Here is a 15,465-nt window from a genome sequence, read left to right on the forward strand (position 1 = left end):
CGCGGCGTCAGTGGCCGGCCTTGCGCGGGTCGAGCGCGTCGCGCAGCGCGTCGCCCATGAAGGTCAGCAGCAGCAGGGTGGTGACGAGCACGCCAAAGGTGAAGATGGAAATCCACCAGGCGTCGATGTTGTTCTTGCCCTGGCTCAGCAGCTCGCCCAAGCTGGGCGTGCCCGGCGGCACGCCCAGGCCCAGGAAGTCCAGGGAGGTGAGCGCCAGGATGGCCGCGCCCATGCGAAACGGCAAGAAGGTGACCACCGGCGTCATGCTGTTGGGCAGGATGTGGCGCGCGATGATCTGCCCATTGGACACGCCCAGCGCGCGCGCGGCCTTCACGTAGTCGAGCTGGCGGTTGCGCAGGAACTCGGCACGCACGTAGTCCGACAGCCCCATCCAGCCGAACAGCGACAGCAGCACCAGCAGCAGGCCGATGCTGGGGGCGAACACCGCGCTGAAGATGATGAGCAGGTACAGCTCGGGCATGGAGCCCCAGATCTCGATGAAGCGCTGGAATGCCAGGTCGGTCTTGCCGCCGAAGAAGCCCTGGATGGCCCCCGCCGCCACGCCCAGGGCCACGCCCACCACGGTGAGCGCCAGGCCGAACAGCACGCTCACGCGAAAGCCGTAGATGAGCTGGGCCAGCAGGTCGCGCCCCCGGTCGTCGGTGCCCAGCCAGTTGTCGCGCGAGGGGCCAGAGGGGTTGGGCTCCTTGGCAAAGTAATTCAACGTGTCCGGCCCGTAGCGGTTGAGCGTGTACAGGGCCCAGTTGCCGCCTAGCGAAAGCCGCTCGCGGATGAAGGGGTCGAGATAGTCGGTGGGCGTCTGGAAATCGCCGCCGAAGGTGGTCTCCGGATAGTCCTTGAGCAAGGGGAAATAGGTCTGCCCCTCGTAGCGCACGATGAGCGGACGGTCGTTGCTGATCAGCTCGGCCCCCAGGCTCAGCAGAACCAGGGTGCAGAACGCCACCAGGCTCCAGAAACCCAGGCGGTTGCGCTTGAAACGCTGCCAGGCCCGGCGCGAGGGCGACAGCGACACTGCGGGGCTGGAGGGCGCGGCGGCAGAGGTCACGGGCATCGGTGCGGCCATCTTCGTCAGTCGAACTTCACGCGCGGGTCCACCCACACGTAGCACAGGTCGCTGATGAGCTTGGTCACCAGCCCGATCAGCGTGAACAGGTACAGCGTGCCCAGCACCACGGGGTAGTCGCGGCGGATCACGCTCTCATAGCTCAGCAGGCCCAGGCCGTCGAGCGAGAACAGTGTTTCGATGAGCAGCGAGCCCGCGAAGAACGCGCCGATGAACGCTGCCGGAAAGCCGGTGATGATGGGAATCAGCGCGTTGCGAAACACATGCTTCCACAGCACCTGGCGCTCGGACAACCCCTTGGCGCGCGCCGTGAGCACATACTGCTTGCGAATCTCCTCCAGAAAGGCGTTCTTGGTCAGCATGGCCGTCACCGCGAAGCTGCCGGCCACCATGGCGGTGATGGGTAGCGTGATGTGCCAGAGGTAGTCCGTCACCTTGCCCCACAGACTCAGCTCTTCCCAGTTGGCCGATGTCAGCCCGCGCAGCGGAAACCACTGCAGTTGCCCGCCAAACACCACCAGCAGCGCCACGCCCAGCACGAAGCCCGGTATCGCATAGCCGACCAGGATGATGAGGGTGGTGACAAAGTCGAAACGCGAGCCCGCGCGCACCGCCTTGGCCACGCCCAGCGGCACGGCCACCAGGTAGCTGATGAAGAAGGTCCACAGCCCCAGGCTGATGGAGACGGGCAGCTTCTCCTTCACCAGCTGCCACACGTCCTTGTTCTGGAAGAAGCTGCGCCCCAGGTCGAACCGCGCGAACTGGCCCAGCATCTGCACGAAGCGCTCGTGCGCGGGCTTGTCGAAACCGTACAGCTGCTTGATCTGCTCCAGGCGCTTGGGGTCCACGCCCTGCGCGCCGCGGTAGGCCATGCCCCCGCCCTCGCTGCCGCCGCCCCCACCCAGGCCGGCAGCGCCGGCCTTGGCCTCGGCCAGGTACTGCTCCACCGGGCCGCCGGGGACAAACTGGATCACCACGAAGGTCAGCAGCAGCACGCCCAGCAGAGTGGGCAGCATGAGCAGGACGCGCTTGAGGATGTAGGCAAACATGGGCGGTGACTCAGTCCTTGCGCGCCTTGGGCGCCGTCTCTGCCGTGAGCGGGGGCTGGCGCGCCCACCAGGTGTCCACGGCCCACATCTCGCCGGGCGAATAGGGTGGCACCGCCGCCGGCCGGTCCAGGCGCCAGGCGTTGTAGACCATGCGGTGCGTGCCCGCGGACCATTGCGGAATGAGGTAATGCCCGTGCGCAATGATGCGGTCCAGCGCATGGCAGGCCGGCAGCAACTGGGCCTGGGTCTTGGCCGACACCATGGCGCGGATCATGGCGTCCACCGCCGGGTTTTTCACGCCGGGAAAGTTGCCAGAATCCTCCTGGTCAGCTGCCTTGCTGCCGAACAGGTCGGCAAACTCCTGGCCCGGGTTGTTCGTGCCCTGGTAGGCGATGGTGGTGATGTCGAAATCGAACTTCTGCAGCCGCTGCTGGTACAGCGCGAAGTCCACCGCGCGAAAGCGCAGCTGAATGCCCAGCTTTTGCAGGTTGCGCATCCACGAGGCCACGGTGCGCATGCCAGCCTCATTGCTTTCCAGGTATTCCAGCTCGAAGGCCTGGCCGCTGGCGTTGCGCAGCACGCCGTCCTGCACCTGCCAGCCGGCGTCCTTCAGCAGCGCCTGCGCGCGGCGCAGGTTGTCACGCAACGTGGTCACGCCCTCGGTGGTGGGCGGCTCGGCCATGGGGCCGAACACCGTGGCCGGCAGGTCCTTACGCCAGGGCTCCAGCAGCGCCAGCTCCTCGGACGACGGGCTGCCATGCGTCTCGCACATGGTGTTGCCAAAGAGGCCGTGCACGCGCTGGTAGGCGCCGTAGAACAGCTGGCGGCTCATCCACTCGAAGTCGAACGCCAGGCCCAGCGCCTCGCGCACGCGGGCATCCTGGAGCAGCGGGCGCCGCGTGTTGAGCACATAGCTCTGGAACCCCGAAGGCAGCTTGTTGGCGAACTCGCCCTTGACCAGCTCGCCCGTATCGAACTTGCGGCCGTTCACACGCCGCGCCCAGTCGCCCGCGCTGAAGAAACGCATCAGGTCGAACTCGCCGGCCTTCAGCGCCTCCAGGCGCGCCGTGTTGTCCTTGTAGATCTTGACCAGCACGCGGTCGAAGTTGGCCGTGCCGCGGCGCACCGGCAGGTCGCGCGCCCAGTACTGCGGGTCGCGCACGTAGGTGATGTCCTTGCCGAAGTTGACGGGGCCGATCTTGTACGGCCCGCTGCCGATGGGAATGTCCATCACCACCTGGTCGAAGGGCTTGGGGCGGCCGTCCTCGCCCAGTCCCCAGTCGCGACTGAAGACGGGTAGGCCGCCCACGGTGAGCGGCAGCTCGCGGTTGGGTTTGTGGAAGCGGTAGCGCAGCGTGCGGTCGTCCAGCACGTCCACGCCAGCCACCTCGATCAGCAGGGTCTTGTAGGCCGGCGAGGTGTAGGGCCCCACCAGGGTGTCGAAGCTGTGCTTCACATCCTGGGCCATCACCGGCTTGCCGTTGTGAAAGCGCGCCTCGGACCGCAGGCGGAAGGTGGCCGACAGGCCATCGGGGGCCACCGCCACGTCCTCGGCCAGCAGGCCGTAGCCGGTGGCCGTCTCGGCCAGCGAGCCCGTGAGCAGCGAATCGAACATCAGCGCCGACAGGTAGGCCGGCGCGTTGCCGCGGATGGTGAAGGGGTTGTACTTGTCGAACGTGGACACGCGCAGATTGCTCACCAGGCGCAGCTCCCCTCCCTTGGGCGCATCGGGATTGACATAGGGCAGATGCGCAAAACCCGCTGGCAGCGCCGGCTCGCCCCACAAGGCGTAGGCATGCGCGGCCCACGCCGCTGGCGCGCCCAACATGCAGCCCCCCCACAACAGACAGATACGCCAAAACCGCATGCGACAATTCTGCACTACGCAAGCGGCCCGCAGACCGGCGGGCCGCATGAGTCTTTTCCCCAACACGCATCGCATCCCTCAGGAGAACAACAATGGGTTTTCTCGCCGGCAAGAAGCTGCTCATCACGGGCGTGCTGTCCAATCGCTCCATTGCCTACGGCATCGCCAAGGCCTGCCACCAGCAAGGCGCAGAACTCGCCTTCAGCTACGTGGGCGAGCGCTTCAAGGACCGCATCACCGAGTTCGCCGCCGAGTTCGACTCCCAGCTCGTCTTTGACTGCGACGTGGCCGACGACGCACAGATCGACCAGCTGTTCGCGGACCTGGGCGCCGTCTGGGGCAAGTTCGACGGCTTCGTGCACTCCATCGGCTTCGCGCCGCGCGAGGCGATCGCCGGCAACTTCCTCGACGGCCTGAGCCGCGACGGCTTCCGTATCGCGCACGACATCAGCGCCTACAGCTTCCCGGCCATGGCCAAGGCGGCCCTGCCCTACCTGAACGACAAGTCCTCGCTGCTGACCCTGTCGTACCTGGGCGCGCTGCGCTCCATTCCCAACTACAACACCATGGGCCTGGCCAAGGCCAGCCTGGAGGCCAGCGTGCGCTACCTGGCCGAGGCCGTGGGCCGCACCGAGGACGGCCGGGCTATCCGCGCCAACGGCATCAGCGCCGGTCCCATCAAGACGCTGGCCGCCAGCGGCATCAAGGACTTCGGCAAGCTGCTGGGCCGCGTGGCCGACGCCGCCCCGCTGCGCCGCAACGTGACCATCGAGGACGTGGGCAATGTGGCCGCCTTCCTGCTGAGCGACCTGGCCAGCGGCGTGACGGCCGAGATCACCTACGTGGACGGCGGCTTCAGCCAGACCGCCGGCCTGAGCGCCGACCAGGTCTGAACCAGCATGGTGCCGGCCACCCCTGCTGTGCCCGGCACCCCGCCTGCTGCGGCCTGGCGACGGGCCGTCGGCACGGCCCTCTGCACGGGGCGCTAGCGTGCCCCCGTCGCGGTCTGCATGGCGGGGCTCCAGCAGGAAACTCGGTTGCGGCCGGTGCGCTTGGAGTGGTACAGGGCCGCATCCGCTCGCTCCAGGCATTCCTCCACCGACGTGTCCGTCTGCTGGAGCAGGCAAATACCCAGGCTCACCGTGAAGCGGATCGGGCCCAGGTCGCTCACCGAAACCGCCTGCCGCTCAATGGCAAGGCGCAGATGCTCGGCCCGCCGTAAGGCCGTGGGCTCGTCCACCCCCGCCAGCAGCACGGCGAACTCCTCTCCCCCCAGTCGTCCCAGCAGGTCGTTCTTGCGCAGCTCCCGGGACACCGTGGCGGTCAGGTGCTTGAGCACGACATCGCCCACGGCATGGCCGTAGGTATCGTTCACCCGCTTGAAGTGGTCGATGTCGAGCATGATCAGCGCGGAAGGGCTGCCCAGCCCCAGGCGCTGGTGCTCCAGCTCTTGTTCCATGCGGCCGATGAAGGCCCGGCGATTGCTCACGCCGGTCAGGGCGTCGGTCGAGGCCAGCGCCTCCAGCCGGGACTCGCGCTGCTTGTAGTCCGTCACGTCGTGGAAAACCCAGCACAGGCCCAGCAGGTGCACGTCCTTGCGCAGCTGCAGCCGCTCGATCTCGAGGTGCCGCTCATCGGGCAGCGCGTACACCGCGCGGCCTGGCTCTAGGGCCGCCGGATCCGCCACGCCCTGCGCCGCGTCGCCCGGCAACACCTGCAGCACCGCGCCAATCTGCGCCGGCAAATGGGACAGAAGTGCGGAAACCGGCTCCCCGATCAGCGTATCCGCCGCAAAGGGAAGCCGCATCATGGCCACCAGCATCTGGTTGGCCGCCACGATGGTCCGCCCCGCCCCGTCGGTGACCAGGATGCCTGAGGGGAAATGCTCGATAAGGGCCTCCACGCGCTGCTGCGCATGGGCCAGGCCCGCTTCGGCCTGGCGGCGTGCGTCCACGTCGAACAAGGTCCAGATCACGTTGCCGTCGGGGTCCTCGGGGTCGAGCAGCGCACCCTGCATGTCAAACCAGCGCGGCGCACCCGCCGCGACGCACAGCATCCACTCCGTGCGCACCGTGCCCTGGAGCTTGAGGACTTTGTACAACTCCGCGAAGTCGTCGAAGCGCTCGGCACTGGTGTGCAGCGCCTGGAAGGACACCGGCTTCGGCATCCTGCCGGCTGCGATGCCGAAACACTCGGCGGCGCGCTCGTTGGCGTAGACGACGTCCCGGGACGGGCTGGCCACCAACACCAAGGCGCTGCCGCGGTCCAGCAGCGCGCTCACCAGGCGCTCCTGCTCCACCCGTTCATGGATGTCGGTGTGCGTGCCCAGCATCCGCAGGGGCTGGCCTGCACTGTCCCTCTGGGTCACCTCACCACGTGACTCCACCCATCGCCAGGTGCCCGCCGCCGTGCGCAGCCGCACTTCCACGCGGAAAGACTCGCCCTGCGCAAGGTGCTGCCTCAGCCGGGCTTGCGCCCGCTGCTGATCCAGCGGGTGCAGGCGCGCCACAAGCTCCGCGAGGGTGAACGCACCCGGGGCCTGATCGTCCAGGCCCAGCATCTCATAGCACCGCGCGTCCCACAGGAACTGGTCGTGCGCACAATCCCACTGCCACAGGCCATCGCGGACGGCGCCAAAGGTCAGGCGCAACCGCTCCTCGCTCTGGCGCAAGGCGGCCTGCAGCGCCTCGTCGCGGGTCACGTCCAGGATGTAGCCATGCCACAGCACGGTACCGTCGGGCTCGCTCTGTGGCTTGGCATGGCCATGCAGCCAATGAACGGAACCATCCGGGCAGTCGATGCGGTATTTGTGCTCCCAGGTGCCCCGCGTGCGAACGGCCGCCTCGATGGAGGCGCGCAGCGCGTCCACATCGTCCGCGTGCACGCGCTGCGCCAGGCTCGGCAGCCCCGCTTCCGTCTCCGGCGCGTCGAGGCAGTGGATGGCGTAAAAGCCGGGATTGGTGAACGGCAGCACATGGCGGCCCGCCGCGTCCACCCCGTACTGGAAGAGCCCTCCGGGCACCTCTTGCGCCAGGCGCATGAAACGCTGCTCGCTCTGCACGCGCTGCACCTCCACGCGCCGACGCTGCACCGCCAGCCAGGCCGTCAGCAAGCCGCCCAGGCAGATCAGCGCCGTGCCGGCCCCATTGCGCAGCAGGCTCGCGCGGATCGTGGCTTGCAGCGGCCCATACACGGCCTGGCTGTCGAGACCGGCACTCACCAGCAGTGGGAAGCCACTCACGCGGGTCCATGCGTACATGCGCTGGATGCCGTCGGGCGTGGCGAGCGCCTCGTAGGTGCCCTGCTGCATGCCGGGCAGGAACAGCGCCAGCCGCTCTTCGGGCACATCGTGGCCCAGGACTTCGGCCTGGTGCTGCGACCGGGCCAGATAGGTTCCCCCCTCGCGCAGCAGCAGGATCACATCGCGGGGATTTTCGAAAATGGCCTGCAGCTGCCGCGAGATGTACTCCGGCGACAGCGACAGCACCAGCACGCCCGCGAACTTTCCGTCCTGGTGCAAGGCGCGGCTGAGCTGGATGCTCCACTGCTTGGACACCCGGCCCTGCACGGGACGCCCCACGAAGAGCCCCCGGTCCGCATCCTGCAGGTGCGCCTGAAAATGCTCGCGATCGAAGATCGAGATGCCCGGCGAAGACTGGGCCTGCCCGTCCAGGCTGGAATACACCACGCGCCCCGAGGCGTCCGCCACGGCCACCTGCACGATGGTTCCGCTCGGATAGGCCTCCTGCACGCTGGCCACGGCGCGCCTGAACGCCTTCCCGTCGCCCGACTCGTAGTCGCTGACCATGCCCCGCAGCGTGTAGTCCATGCCGGAGAGCATGGCCCCCACCTGCGCGGACACGGCACGCGACATCTGCGTCACACGCAGCCAGGCCTGCGCCTGCGTGTAGCGCTGCATGTCCTGGTGGCTGCTGAGCAGCACCGCCCAATACACCCCGGCGGCGAACAGCAAAAAGCACACGCCCGCGGTGACCGCGAACGAGGTTCTGAACAGAGAAACGGAAGAAACGTCCGACGGCTTGCTGCCGGCAAGAAAAAGGGGCATGCGCGAGAACCAAGAAACAGTGACCACTGCCACGCCCCCTACCACCCGTCGTGGATTGCGGCGGCACGGCAAATCTATGCGCCGGTGCCCGGGGAATCTACCCTGCGCCCCCCGAGATGCCCGCACTCTCCGGCACGGCTGTCACCTCTCCACGCGAGCCAGGAATGCTACACCGATGCGGGGCACGTGCTGCCCGGCCCGCAATACGCGGGCAACGCCCGGTGGCAGGCCTGGCGCGCACGGTCCTGCGCCGCCTCCTCGCCACCAGATGCCATGTCTCAACAGGTCAATTGGGGCATTTTTGCCCTCCAGAGCCCACCCATCAAGCGCCAACAGCTATCTTTTTTGCCAAGGCAGCGCGCACAATGCGGCGCACAGCCACCACCCAAGGCCCGCCATGACGACTCCGCCGCGCCGCTTCCTGCCCGCCCTGTGGCGCCATGCCGCCCTGGTGCTGCTGTGGTGGCCCTGCGTGGCCCCGGCCCAGGACACGCCGACGGTGGACGGCGCCATGCCGCAGCCCACGCTGGCGCTGCCCTTCCACCCGGGCGTACCAGTGCAGGCCTACTGGGTCAGCGAGAAATACGACGGTGTGCGCGCGCTGTGGGATGGCCGGCAGCTGGTGAGCCGCCAGGGCCTGCCGATCCGTGCGCCGGCCTGGTTCACGGCCGGCTGGCCCGCCACGCCGCTGGACGGCGAGCTGTGGGCCGGGCGCGGCCGGTTCGCCACGGCGCAGGCGGCCGCTGCGCAGGGCACGCCGCAAGACGCGCAGTGGCGCGCGCTGCGCTACATGGTGTTCGACCAGCCGGCCCAGCCCGGCGGCTTTGGCGAGCGCCTGCCGCAGCTGCGGCGCACGGTGGCCGCGATCGCCCAGCCCTGGGTGCAGGCCGCGCCGCAGTGGCGCGTGGCCAGCCATGCCGCGCTGATGAAGCAACTGCACGAACACGAAAAGGCAGGCGCCGAAGGCCTGATGCTGCGCAGGGACGATGCGCCCTACCGCGGCGGGCGCAGCGACGATCTGCTCAAGCTCAAATCTTTCGAGGACGCGGAAGGCCTGGTGGTGGGCCATGTGCCGGGCCGGGGCAAGTACGCGGGACAGACCGGCGCCCTGCTGGTGCAGATGCCGGATGGCCAGCGCTTTCGCCTGGGCAGCGGCCTGAGCGACGCGCTGCGCCGCACGCCGCCGCCCGTGGGCACCGTGGTGACCTACCGCTACAACGGCCTGCACGCCAGCGGCCTGCCGCGCTTCGCACGCTTTTGGCGCGTGCGCGCGGACCAGCCGCCGGGCGCCTTGCCAAAGACACAAGGCAAAACAGACTCTAACGCCCGCCCATAAAGCGCAAACAGCTACAAAATAAGGAGCAAAAAGCAAAAAGGCCGGGGACGGTTGCCCGCCCCCGGCCCGCGCATCACGGCGTCAATGGATCAGAGCGTGCGGCCGAACGGACCGTCGCTGCCCACCTGCACCTGCTTGCCCTTGGCCGAGGCGCGCGGCGCGCGCTTGGCGGGCGCATCCTGCTGCGCCACGCAGTCGGCGTAGTAGCGCACGTGGCCCTCGTCGTCCTCGATCTCCACCAGGCCGTGGATGTCGGTCTCGAAGCCCGGGCAGAGCTTGGAGAACTCGCGCGCGAACTTCAGGTAGTCCACGATCTTCTTGTTGAAGACCTCGCCCGGAATCAGGAGCGGAATGCCCGGCGGATACGGCGTGATCAGGCTGGTGGTGATGCGGCCTTCCAGGTCGTCGATCGCCACGCGTTCGGTCTTGCGCTGCGCGATGTGGGCATAGGCATCGCTGGGCTTCATCGCGGGCGACAGGTCCGAGAGGTACATCTCGGTCGTCAGGCGGGCGATGTCGTACTTGGCGTACAGCTGGTGCACGTGCTGGCACAGGTCCTTCAGGCCCATGCGCTCGTAGCGCTTGTGCTGCTGGCAGAACTCGGGAAGGATGCGCCACATGGGCTGGTTCTTCTCGTAGTCGTCCTTGAACTGCTGCAGCGCGGCCAGCAGCGTGTTCCAGCGGCCCTTGGTGATGCCGATGGTGAACATGATGAAGAAGCTGTACAGGCCCGTCTTCTCCACCACCACGCCGTGCTCGGCCAGGTACTTGGTGACGATGCTGGCGGGAATGCCGGTCTTGTCGAACTTGCCGTCCAGGTTCAGGCCGGGCGTGACGATGGTGGACTTGATCGGGTCCAGCATGTTGAAGCCGTCGGCCAGGTCGCCGAAGCCGTGCCACTTGGCGGCGCCGTTCTTCTTCTTGCCCTTGTTGCGGAAGACCCAGTTCTCGGCCGTTCCCAGGCCCTCTTCCACCAGTTCCTCGGGGCCCCAGACCTTGAACCACCAGTCATCCTTGCCGAACTCGTCCTCCACCTGGCGCATGGCGCGGCGGAAGTCCAGTGCCTCGACAATGCTTTCCTCCACCAGCGCCGTGCCGCCGGGCGGCTCCATCATGGCGGCGGCCACGTCGCAGCTGGCGATGATGCTGTACTGCGGGCTGGTCGAGGTGTGCATCAGGTACGCCTCGTTGAACAGGTGGCGGTCCAGCTTGGTGGTCTGGCTGTCTTGCACCAGCACATGGCTGGCCTGGCTGATGCCTGCCAGCAGCTTGTGAATGGACTGCGTGGCGTACACCACGGACTGCTTGGGGCGCGCGCGCTTCTTGCCCATGGCGTGGTAGCTGCCATAGAACGGGTGGAAGGCCGCGTGCGGCAGCCAGGCCTCGTCGAAGTGCAGGTTCTCGACGTAGCCGTCAAGCATGCCCTTGATGGTCTCGGTGTTGTAGAGCACGCCGTCGTAGGTGGACTGCGTGAGCGTCAGCACGCGGGGCTTCACGTTCTTGGCATCCACGCCCTGGAGCAGCGGGTTGGCCTGGATCTTGGCCTGGATGGTCGCGGGCTCGAACTCGCTTTGCGGAATCGGGCCGATGATGCCGAAGTGGTTGCGCGTGGGCTTGAGGAACACCGGCACCGCACCCGTCATGATGATGCTGTGCAAGATGGACTTGTGGCAGTTGCGGTCCACCACCACCACGTCGCCCGGCGCCACCGTGTGGTGCCACACCATCTTGTTGGACGTGCTGGTGCCGTTGGTCACGAAAAAGCAGTGGTCGGCATTGAAGATGCGCGCGGCGTTGCGCTCGGATTCGCCGATGGCCCCGTTGTGGTCCAGCAGCTGACCCAGCTCTTCCACCGCGTTGCAGACGTCGGCGCGCAGCATGTTCTCGCCGTAGAACTGGTGGTACATCTGCCCCACGGGGCTCTTGAGGAAGGCCACGCCGCCCGAATGGCCCGGGCAGTGCCAGCTGTAGGAGCCGTCCTCGGCATAGTCCAGCAGCGCCTTGAAGAACGGCGGCTGCACGCCCTCCAGGTAGCTCTTGGCCTCGCGGATGATGTGCTTGGCCACGAACTCGGGCGTGTCCTCGAACATATGGATGAAGCCGTGCAGCTCGCGCAGGATGTCGTTGGGCAGGTGGCGCGCGGTCTTGGTCTCGCCGTGCACGTAGATGGGCACGTCGGCGTTCTTGCGGCGCACCTCCTCGATGAAGGTGCGCAGGCTGTGCACGATGGGGTCCTGCCCCGCGCCCAGCGTGAACTCCTCATCGTCGATCGACAGGATGAAGGCGCTGGCCCGGCTCTGCTGCTGGGCGAACTGCGACAGATCGCCGTAGCTGGTCACTCCCAGGACCTCGAACCCCTCGGCCTCGATGGCCTGCGCCAGCGCCCGGATACCCAGGCCGGAGGTGTTCTCGGAACGATAGTCCTCGTCGATGATGACGATGGGAAAGCGAAATTTCATGCGCTGCCTCCAGCAAGCCGGCCAAAAAAAAGAAACAGGCGCGGAGTGTAAGGAATATGCGTGTATGCCCTATGAACACCACCGCATTTCGCCCAGAATCAGTCGGTTTCCATACAACAAGTCCACACAACTAGGGAAGGAGAAATACCCGTGAACCTGGATCCATCCACCATCTGGTGGCTCATGGCCGGCGCCGTCGTGGTGGTCGAGCTGCTGACCGGCACGTTCTACCTGCTGATGCTGGCCATCGGCCTGGCCGCCGGCGCCCTGGCCGCGCACGCCGGGCTGGGCACCTCCGCACAGATCCTGGTGAGCGCCCTCGTGGGCGCCAGCACGGTGCTGGGCGCGTACTTCAAGCGCAGGAGCCGCCCGGGCGAGCCGCCAGCGCGTGCCGACCGCAGCGTGAACCTGGACGTGGGCGAAACCGTCTACATCGACTCCTGGCAGCCCGATGGCACGGCCATCGTCAAGTACCGCGGCGCCAGCTGGACGGCCGTGCACCGCCAGGGCATCACGCCCGCCACCGGGCCGCACCGCGTGGCCGAGCTGGTGGGCAACCGCCTGCTGGTCGATCCGCTGTAATCCCGGCCGCTTACCATCCCGACCCACATTCCACCGCCGCACCGAAAGAAAGACAACGCTCCATGGAAATCGCCATCGTCCTCTTCGTCATCGCCGTGATCTTCATCGCGCGCGCCGTCAAGATCGTGCCGCAGCAGCACGCCTGGGTGAAGGAACGCCTGGGCAAGTACGCCGGCACGCTCTCGCCCGGCCCCAAGTTCATCATTCCGTTCATCGACCGCATCGCCTACAAGCACAGCCTCAAGGAAATTCCGCTGGATGTGCCCAGCCAGGTCTGCATCACCAAGGACAACACCCAGCTGCAGGTGGACGGCATCCTGTACTTCCAGGTCACCGACCCCATGCGCGCCAGCTACGGCTCGTCCAACTACATCACCGCCGTGACGCAGCTCGCGCAGACCTCGCTGCGCTCGGTCATCGGCCGCCTGGAGCTGGACAAGACCTTTGAAGAGCGCGACATGATCAACGCCCAGGTGGTGGCCGCCATCGACGAGGCCGCGCTGAACTGGGGCGTGAAGGTGCTGCGCTACGAGATCAAGGACCTGACCCCGCCGTCCGAAATCCTGCGCGCCATGCAGGCCCAGATCACCGCCGAGCGCGAGAAGCGCGCGCTGATCGCCGCCTCCGAGGGCCGCCGCCAGGAACAGATCAACATCGCCACCGGCGAGCGCGAGGCCTTCATCGCCCGCTCCGAGGGCGAGAAGCAGGCCGTGATCAACAAGGCCCAGGGCGAGGCCGCCGCCATCCTCGCCGTGGCCGAGGCCACGGGCCAGGCCCTGGAGCGCGTGGCCACCGCCATCCGCCAGCCCGGCGGCGACCAGGCCGTGCAGCTCAAGGTGGCCGAAAAGGCCGTGGAGGCCTACAGCCAGGTCGCCAGCGATGCGACCACCACACTCATCGTGCCCAGCAACATGACCGAGGTGTCAGCCCTCATCGGATCGGCCATGAAGATGGTGCAGACGGGCCAGCGCGCCGGCTGAGCACGCCGCCGGGCGCCCTTCTGCAGGCGCCCACATGGCAAAGCCCCTGCAGCAGGGGCTTTGCCATTTTCAGCAGTCAAATATGCCTGCAAGGCGCTTGCAGCAAGCGCCAGCCGCTCTCTTTTTAGAAGCTCTCCCAATCCTCATCCCCGCCCGCCATCGCCGGCGCCTTGGCGCTGGCAATCTGCGCCGGCGCCGCCACCGCTGGCTTGGCCGCGGGCTTGGCCACCGCCGGGCGGGCTGGGGCGCTCACCGCCTTGGCCGCCGGGGCCTTCACCATGGGGGTCCGTGCCGGGGCCGCCACCGGCGTGCGCTGCGCCACCACCGCACCTGCGCCCACGTTGAACACCGCCACCACTTGCGACAGACGCTGTGCCTGTTCGTGCATGGCCGCCGCCGCCGCGCTCGATTCCTCCACCAGCGCCGCGTTTTGCTGGGTCATCTGGTCCAGGTTGGCCACCGCCTGGTTCACCTGCCCGATGCCGTCGCGCTGTTCTGTCGAGGACGCCGTGATTTCTCCGATCAGGTCGCTCACCCGCCGCACGCTGTGCACGATGTCTTGCATGCTTTGGCCGGCTTGTTCCACCTGTGCCGAGCCCGATTCGACGTTATCCACGCTGGTGGTGATCAGTTGCTTGATTTCCTTGGCCGCTTCGGCACTGCGCTGGGCCAGGCTGCGCACTTCTCCGGCCACCACGGCGAAGCCCCGGCCTTGTTCGCCGGCGCGGGCCGCTTCCACCGCGGCGTTCAGCGCCAGGATGTTGGTCTGGAAGGCGATGCCGTCGATCACGCCGATGATGTCGGCGATCTTGCGGCTGGAGTCGGTGATTTGCTGCATGCTGGTCACGACCTGGCCCACGACCTGGCCGCCGCGCTCGGCCGCCTGGGCGGCGTTGGCCGCCAGTTGGTTGGCCTGGCGTGCCGTGTCCGCCGATTGGGTCACGGTGGCTGTCAGCTCTTCCATGCTGGCTGCCGTTTCTTCCAGGTTGGCCGCTGTCTGTTCCGTGCGCGAGGACAGGTCCTGGTTGCCGATGGCGATCTGGCTGGAGGCCGCAGAGACCGATTCCACCCCCGAACGCACTTCGCCCACCACGCCGCGCAGCCGCGCGCCCATCGCCGACAGCGAGCGCAGCAGGTGGCCCAGCTCGTCGCGCCTGTCGTCGTGTACGTCCTGCGTCAGGTCCCCAGAGGCGATCGCGTCCGCCAGGCCCACAGCACGCGCCAGCGGGCGCGTGATCGAGTGCACCAACAGGCGGGCCAGCACCATGCCCACGATCACGACCAGTGCGGCGATGCCCGCGCCCATCCAGCCAGCGCGCCGGCGCTGCTCCATGGCCTCCTGCTTGGCGGCGTCGCGCTGGCGTTCCTGCAGCTGCACGAAGGCATCCTGCTCGCCCATATAGCGCTCCACGGCCGGCATGAACTTGCTCTCGACGATGGACAGGCCGCCGGCGAAGTCGCCGGAAGCCCGCACCTTGCCGGCCTCGGCGTTGGCGTCCAGCACCACCTTGCGGGCGGCGGCCACGCGCTCGAGCTGCGCCTTGGCCTCCGCGGTGAAGGCCAAGGCCTCCACCTGCGACTGCACGGCGTTGATGGCCTGAATGCCTTCCTTGGACTGCTTGGCCAGACGCGCCGACAGGGTCTCATCGGCCGCGGCCAGCGAATTCATGGCCTGGTCCACCGCCAGCGCGGTCAGGCCCTTCCAGCGCAGGGCCAGGCTGATGCGGTCTTCGTTGGCCTGCACGATGCGGGCGGCCTCGTCGCTCAGGTTGAGCATGTGGTTGAGCAGGCCGCCCAACAGCAGCAGCATCGAGAGCATCAGCCCCAGGATGAGGGCCCACAGCTTGCGGGCAACGGGCAAATGATTGAGATTCATGTCGTGCACATTCAAGGGCGCGCCACGGCGCCGCATCAGCAAGAAAAAGAAACGAAACCGCGCGGCACGGCAAGCCGTTCCGCGCGACCCATTAGTGTCGCACCGATGCACATTTCATTACAGATTTTTAAGGTAACAAGCGCAGGCCGTCCCACGCCATGGCGTT

Annotated in this window: 10 protein-coding genes; 4 read left to right on the top strand and 6 right to left on the bottom strand. The window is 67.4% G+C overall.

Annotation, left to right across the window (positions count from 1 at the left end; all coding sequences use genetic code 11):
• Positions 1-7: 7 nt before the first annotated feature.
• Genes BP68_RS14880 through BP68_RS14890 form a run of 3 tightly spaced genes read right to left on the bottom strand, consistent with a single transcriptional unit; the run spans position 8 to position 4,000 of the window.
• Positions 8-1,072, bottom strand: a complete 1,065-nt coding sequence (locus BP68_RS14880; protein ID WP_496373122.1) for an ABC transporter permease — start codon at positions 1,070-1,072, stop codon at positions 8-10.
• Positions 1,073-1,089: 17 nt separating this feature from the next.
• The gene (locus BP68_RS14885; protein WP_496373124.1) at positions 1,090-2,133 is read right to left on the bottom strand and encodes a microcin C ABC transporter permease YejB; all 1,044 of its coding nucleotides are present in this window, start codon (positions 2,131-2,133) and stop codon (positions 1,090-1,092) included.
• A 10-nt stretch (positions 2,134-2,143) separates the two neighbouring features.
• Positions 2,144-4,000 carry an extracellular solute-binding protein gene (locus BP68_RS14890; RefSeq protein WP_496373126.1) on the bottom strand — a complete coding sequence of 619 codons (1,857 nt, stop codon included), beginning with the start codon at positions 3,998-4,000 and terminating at the stop codon, positions 2,144-2,146.
• Positions 4,001-4,092: 92 nt separating this feature from the next.
• Between BP68_RS14890 and fabI the strand changes: the two genes are divergently transcribed.
• Entirely contained in the window at positions 4,093-4,893 is an 801-nt protein-coding gene (gene fabI, locus BP68_RS14895; protein ID WP_496373128.1) for an enoyl-ACP reductase FabI, read from the top strand.
• A 92-nt stretch (positions 4,894-4,985) separates the two neighbouring features.
• On the opposite strand, the gene BP68_RS14900 is transcribed toward fabI, so the two are convergent.
• On the bottom strand, positions 4,986-8,066 hold the full coding sequence (locus BP68_RS14900) for a diguanylate cyclase (protein WP_496373130.1): 3,081 nt from the start codon (positions 8,064-8,066) through the stop codon (positions 4,986-4,988).
• A 397-nt stretch (positions 8,067-8,463) separates the two neighbouring features.
• Here BP68_RS14900 and BP68_RS14905 point away from each other — a divergent pair, with 397 nt between their 5' ends.
• Positions 8,464-9,402 (top strand): DNA ligase, encoded by a 939-nt coding sequence (locus BP68_RS14905; RefSeq protein ID WP_496373132.1) that lies wholly within the window; start codon positions 8,464-8,466, stop codon positions 9,400-9,402.
• Positions 9,403-9,491: 89 nt separating this feature from the next.
• On the opposite strand, the gene BP68_RS14910 is transcribed toward BP68_RS14905, so the two are convergent.
• Positions 9,492-11,861 (bottom strand): Orn/Lys/Arg family decarboxylase, encoded by a 2,370-nt coding sequence (locus BP68_RS14910; RefSeq protein WP_496373134.1) that lies wholly within the window; start codon positions 11,859-11,861, stop codon positions 9,492-9,494.
• 150 nt (positions 11,862-12,011) lie between these two features.
• Between BP68_RS14910 and BP68_RS14915 the strand changes: the two genes are divergently transcribed.
• Both BP68_RS14915 and BP68_RS14920 read left to right on the top strand, forming a co-directional pair.
• Entirely contained in the window at positions 12,012-12,443 is a 432-nt protein-coding gene (locus BP68_RS14915; protein ID WP_496373136.1) for an NfeD family protein, read from the top strand.
• Between the two features lie 62 nt (positions 12,444-12,505).
• Positions 12,506-13,423 (top strand): SPFH domain-containing protein, encoded by a 918-nt coding sequence (locus BP68_RS14920; protein ID WP_496373138.1) that lies wholly within the window; start codon positions 12,506-12,508, stop codon positions 13,421-13,423.
• 124 nt (positions 13,424-13,547) lie between these two features.
• Here BP68_RS14920 and BP68_RS14925 read toward each other — a convergent pair whose 3' ends face one another.
• Positions 13,548-15,299 (bottom strand): methyl-accepting chemotaxis protein, encoded by a 1,752-nt coding sequence (locus BP68_RS14925; RefSeq protein WP_496373140.1) that lies wholly within the window; start codon positions 15,297-15,299, stop codon positions 13,548-13,550.
• Positions 15,300-15,465: the final 166 nt, after the last annotated feature.

It is taken from the genome of Diaphorobacter oryzae DSM 22780 (assembly GCF_059568935.1).